Annotated in this window: 1 pseudogene; it reads left to right on the forward strand. The window is 70.1% G+C overall.

From position 1 onward, the window contains the following. Positions 1-298, forward strand: a pseudogene (locus tag ACMUOY_RS20680) (MBL fold metallo-hydrolase); the annotation flags it as partial.

The raw sequence follows: 298 nt of genomic DNA on the forward strand, positions 1-298 counted from the left end.
CGAACTCGGCGACACCCTGGACCTGATTGAGTCGCTGGCGCCCGCCCTGGTGATCCCGGGGCATGGCCGCCTGTTTGCCGATGTGCCGGCGGCCATCGCCTACGCCCGCGAGCGCCTGCGGGGCTTCGTGAACGACCCTTCGCGGCACACCCGGCACGCGGCCAAGGTGCTGCTGAAGTTCAAGCTGCTGGAGCTGCAACGCCTGCCGCTGGGCGACTTTCTTGCCTGGGCGCGGGCGACGCCCTATTTCGGCCTGATGGCGCAGCAGCACTTCCCGCAGGTGCCGTTGGGGCCCTGG

Origin of the sequence: Candidatus Skiveiella danica (assembly GCF_022705245.1) — a bacterium.
Taxonomy (GTDB): Bacteria; Pseudomonadota; Gammaproteobacteria; order Burkholderiales; family Burkholderiaceae_C; genus Skiveiella; species Skiveiella danica.